Below are 5,022 nucleotides of genomic sequence, written 5' to 3'. Positions count from 1 at the left end.
TAACCCCTCCCCCAAACTCATATTACCTCACCCACCTTCATTGCTTCTTGCCCCGCCCGCGTTTCTCGCCCGGTACACTTCCCATTTCCACTTACGAGTCCCCTGGGCCCCGCCCTGGAGACACCCTCCACCTTGAGGTTGAGGTTCTCCATTACGTCGTAGGCCTTGATGAAACACGCCCCCTCGCCACCCGATGTGTCCGCTATCCAGGGGTGCCAACCAATTCGCGCCACTGCGCGCATTCCATCCGCGTTGTGGTCACAGACGGCGAGCTTGTCACCGTTCGCGGCAAAGCGCACGTGACACCGTTCTCCACCGAGGACGCCATCGATGCCGCCATCGCCCGCGACGAGGACGGCTTCCCCGCGGGAACGGCGGCGCGGAAATCGCGCTCCGGCCAGGTAACATTTCGGCCAGATATTTTCCGGAAACCGTGTGGTGGGCTCCATCGACTGCCGGTTGAATCAAGGTTCGCAAGATGACCTTGGTAAGAAAACGAGGGGTGCACATGGGATTCCACAAGAAGTTGGCGGCGGTACTGGGAGCGACCGCGCTGACCATGAGCGGCATCGCGCTGAACGTGGCGAGCGCGGGCACGGCGGCTGCCGCAGCCTGCGATCACGTGTCGGCGCGCAACATATCCAACGGGGTTGTCGTGGTCGTGGGCGGAGCGAAGGCGTACAAGGAGCCCGCGTCGAAGTGCACGGCGGTGATGAGCATGGCGCCGGGCCACGACCTGAACGCCTGGTGCTACACCATCAACCAATACGGTAACCAGTGGACCCGTGTGAGCGAGGGATGGATCTACAACGGACACCTGGCTCTCAAGTCGGGCACGGTGAAGCACTGCTGACCGGCGTCCGAATCGGCTGACATCCGGCCGGTTCCGCGATTGCTTGAAACGCCCCCTCGGAATTACTTCAATGGTCCGAGGGGCGTTTTGTTGTGATGGGGGCTACGCCGGACGGCGAATGCGAACCGTGACGCATTTCACGCTCCGCTGCAAAGGGACGACCGACTGCGGGGCGGGGCGCGGAAAGGCGGAAGCCGGCAGGGCCGACTGGATTCCGGGCCCACGTGCGGTCACTGCGCACCCGCGGCCTCCACACCTCCTTCTCTGTCGGGTATCCGGTCACCGAACCGGTCCGCCGCGCGATCCGGTCCCCGCCCGAGCAGGTCTGGCACCCGGCCCTGGATCAGGACGGATCCCTGCGCGGCTCAGCCGAGGTCGCCGAGCTGACCGGCATGCTCGACCTGGACCGTCACCCTGACGGCACCCGGATCATCATCCGGCGCGAGCGTTCCCCACCCGGGCGCCTAACCCTCCCTGTTCGACCTCGACGAGAGCATGCGCCACCCGGTCCCCCTCACCGACACCCGCACAGCGGGCAGCGGGCATCACAAAGGGCATATTTGGGAGTTCGCTCGCGCGCATGACGTACCGATCAGTAACCTGATGCGCCGTGACCAGTCGACACAGATCATCGAATACGTCAGAGGGCCTCAACTCCCTTACCCCGCGCCGCCGTACGGTCGTCAAGGCCGCGGCGGCGACCGCTGTCCTGGCCGGCCCGTTGGCGGCGACCCTGCCCGCGCGCGCCGTCGACCAGGCGCCCGCCTTCCTGCACGGCGTCGCCTCCGGTGACCCGCTGCCCGACGGCATCCTGCTGTGGACCCGCGTCACTCCGGTCCCGGAGGCGATACCCGGCTCCGGAGCCGGCCCGGACACCGAGGTGAGCTGGGTCGTCACCCGCGACAAGGCGTTCACCACCGTCGTGGCCAAGGGCTCCACCATCGCGACGGCTGCCTCCGACCACACCGTGAAGGCCGACATCCGCGGTCTGGAGCCGGGCACCGACTACTGGTTCCGCTTCTCCGCCGGCGGCACCGACTCCCCCGCCGCACGCACCCGCACCGCCCCCGCGCACGACGCCGCCGTCACCGGCCTGCGCTTCGGCGTGGTCTCCTGCGCCAACTGGGAGGCCGGCTACTTCTCCCCGTATCGGCACCTCGCGGCCCGCGGCGACCTGGACGCCTGGCTGCACCTCGGCGACTACATCTACGAGTACGGCACCGGCGAGTACGGCACCCGCGGCAAGGTCGTCCGCCCGCACGCACCGGCCCACGAGATCATCACCCTCGCCGACTACCGCGTCCGCCACGCGCGCTACAAGACCGACCCGGACCTCCAGGCGCTGCACGCCACGGCCCCGGTCGTCGCGATCTGGGACGACCACGAGTTCGCCAACGACGCCTGGTCGGGCGGTGCCGAGAACCACACCGAGGGTGCGGAAGGCGCCTGGTCCGCCCGTCAGGCCGCCGCGAAGCAGGCCTACTTCGAGTGGATGCCGGTGCGCCCGGCGATCGCGGGCACCACCTACCGCCGGCTGCGGTTCGGCAAGCTGGCCGACCTGTCGCTGCTGGACCTGCGCTCCTTCCGCTCGCAGCAGGTCAAGGTCGGCAACGGCGAGGTCGACGACCCGGACCGCACGCTCACCGGCCGCGCCCAGCTGGACTGGCTCAAGGCGGGACTGAAGTCGTCCGACACCACCTGGCGGCTGGTCGGCAACTCGGTGATGATCTCGCCGTTCGCCGTCGGCTCGCTCTCGGCCGACCTGCTCAAGCCCCTCGCCAAGCTGCTGGGCCTGCCGCAGGAGGGCCTCGCCCTCAACACCGACCAGTGGGACGGCTACACCGACGACCGCCGCGAGATCCTGGCGCACCTGCGGACGAACGCGATCCGCAACACCGTCTTCCTCACCGGCGACATCCACATGGCCTGGGCCAACGACGTGCCGGTGGACGCCGGCACGTATCCGCTGTCCCCGTCGGCCGCCACGGAGTTCGTCGTCACGTCGGTCACCTCCGACAACCTCGACGACATGGTCAAGGTCCCTCAGGGCACGGTCTCGGCGGTCGCCTCGCCCGTCATCCGCGCCGCCAACCGCCATGTCCACTGGGTCGACACCGACCGGCACGGCTTCGGCGTCCTGGACATCACGGCCGAGCGCGCGCAGATGGACTTCTACGTCATCTCCGACCGCGCGAAGCGCGACGCGACGGCCAAGTGGTCCCGCTCGTACCGCACCCGCAGCGGCACGCAGAAGGTCGAGCGCGTCTACGACCCGGTGTAACCGCCTAGAGGGTCTCGAGGAAGCCGAGTGCCACCCGCCAGGTGGCCTCGGCGGCCTCCTCGTCGTAGTCGGGCAGGTCGGGGTCGGTGTAGAGGTGGCCGGCCCCGGCGTACCGGTACACCTCGACGTCGGCACCGGTGCGGCCCATCTGGAGGTACCAGGCGCTGAGCCAGTCGTCCGTCTCGAAGGGATCCGGCTCCGCCACGTGCAACTGGACCGGCAGGTCCTCCGCCGTGACGTCCGGCGCGATGTCCGACGTGCCGTGCAGGAGCAGCAGGCCGCGGGCCCTGTCGTCGCCTAGGGCGAGGGTCTGGGCGATGGAGGCGCCGAGCGAGAACCCGGCGTACACCAGCCCCCGCTCGGAGTACGGAGCGGCGGCCAGCACGGCCCGCTTCAGCAGCTCCTCCTTGCCGATCTTCTCCTTGTGCCCCATGCCCTCCTCGACCGACTCGAACGTGCGACCCTCGAAGAGGTCGGGCGTCCACACCTCGTGTCCCGCCGAACGCAGCCGGTCAGCGGCCTGGAGGACCGCGGGCCGCAGCCCGAAGGTCGAGTGAAAGAGCATGATGTTCATGAGGCCATGGTGCCAGCCGGGTGTGACGACGCGAGATCACGGCACTAACCACGACGCAGCGGAAGTCACATGTTCATGCACCCCGGGAGCCGGTTAGGTTCGGGGGCATGGAAAACCTGCTACGACCGCTGATCGTGGTCGGTGGCTCGGTCGTGCTCACGCTGGTGATCGGCTGGGCCACCGACTTCCTGCTGCGCAAGGCCGACGCCCGGCATCACGAAACCCCCTTGTGGGGTCTGCTCCGCCGTGGCCGTATCCCGTACCAGCTCGTCCTCTTCGCGGCCCTGCTGAGAGGGTTCTACGACGAGGCGCAACTGCTGGAGGAGCGCCGTGAGAGCATCGGCCAGACGTTGACACTGGTGTTGATCGGGTCGACCGCCTGGCTGGTGAACCGCATCGCGGCGGCGATCGTCGAGACGTCCTACAGCCGCTACGCCAGTGCCCGGGCCCACCGCGATCCGGCCCGGGTCCGCCGGGTGCGCACCCAGGTGACGCTCATCATGCGGGTGCTGTCCGCGATCGTCGGCGTGGTGGCCGCGGCCAGCATGCTGCTGACCTTCCCGGCGTTCCGGGCGGCGGGCGCCTCACTGCTGGCCTCGGCCGGCATCCTGGGCATCGTCGCCGGTGTCGCGGCCCAGTCCACGCTGAGCAACATGTTCGCGGGCTTCCAGATCGCCTTCGGTGACATGGTTCGCATCGGGGACACGGTGGTGGTGGACGGCGAGTGGGGCGCGGTCGAGGAGATCACGCTGACGTTCCTGACCGTCCGCACCTGGGACGAGCGGCGGATCACCATGCCGGTGTCGTATTTCACGTCCAAGCCGTTCGAGAACTGGTCGCGCGGCACCCCCCAGATGACCGGCACCGTCTTCTGGCACCTCGATCACTCCGCGCCGCTGGAGGCGATGCGCGAGAGGCTGCGCGACATCCTGCGCGAGTGCCCGGCCTGGGACGGCCGCGCCTACAACCTGTGCGTCACGGACAGCACCCCGAGCACCATGGAGGTGCGGGCCCTGGCGACGGGCAAGGACGCGGACGACATCTGGACGGTGCGGGTCACGGTCCGCGAGGAGATGATCCGCTGGCTGACCCGCGAGCACCCTTACGCTCTGCCCCGGGTCAACACGGCGGACGCGGTGCTTCCGCCGTCTGCCGGCAGCAACGGTCACCGCCCGCCCCACGAGGCCGTACCGGCCCAGCAGCGCCGCTACCACGGCAACCACAGCTCGGGACGGCCGGAGCGCTGACCACCCGCTCGGACGGATTGAGGGCCCCCGCACGCCGGGGGCCCGCAATCCGTCCGCCGCTGAAGTG

Annotated in this window: 3 protein-coding genes and 1 pseudogene; 3 read left to right on the top strand and 1 reads right to left on the bottom strand. The window is 69.0% G+C overall.

All coding sequences use genetic code 11. The features are described 5' to 3' along the window. Positions 1 to 478 precede the first annotated feature (478 nt). Positions 479 to 853: a hypothetical protein gene (locus tag ABZ281_RS37610; RefSeq protein WP_356662525.1), complete on the top strand. Its 375-nt coding sequence runs from the start codon at positions 479 to 481 to the stop codon at positions 851 to 853. Positions 854 to 1,463: 610 nt separating this feature from the next. Continuing rightward, a complete protein-coding gene (locus ABZ281_RS37605; protein WP_356662524.1) occupies positions 1,464 to 3,134 on the top strand; it encodes an alkaline phosphatase D family protein in 1,671 nt (556 codons plus the stop codon). Between the two features lie 4 nt (positions 3,135 to 3,138). Here ABZ281_RS37605 and ABZ281_RS37600 read toward each other — a convergent pair. Further along, positions 3,139 to 3,717: pseudogene (locus ABZ281_RS37600) on the bottom strand (dienelactone hydrolase family protein); the annotation flags it as partial. A 98-nt stretch (positions 3,718 to 3,815) separates the two neighbouring features. Here ABZ281_RS37600 and ABZ281_RS37595 point away from each other — a divergent pair. After that, positions 3,816 to 4,955, top strand: a complete 1,140-nt coding sequence (locus ABZ281_RS37595) for a mechanosensitive ion channel domain-containing protein (protein ID WP_356662523.1) — start codon at positions 3,816 to 3,818, stop codon at positions 4,953 to 4,955. The last annotated feature ends 67 nt before the right edge of the window (positions 4,956 to 5,022 follow it).

This window comes from Streptomyces sp. NPDC006265, from assembly GCF_040613555.1.
Classification (GTDB): Bacteria; Actinomycetota; Actinomycetes; order Streptomycetales; family Streptomycetaceae; genus Streptomyces.
This window is presented reverse-complemented; position numbering and strand designations above follow the sequence as displayed.

What these genes read in the sequence shown, in the direction of transcription:
- ABZ281_RS37610 (WP_356662525.1), top strand. Translation starts at nt 479, where the DNA reads ATGACCTTGGTAAGAAAACGAGGGGTGCACATGGGATTCCACAAGAAG.
- ABZ281_RS37595 (WP_356662523.1), top strand. Translation starts at nt 3,816, where the DNA reads ATGGAAAACCTGCTACGACCGCTGATCGTGGTCGGTGGCTCGGTCGTG.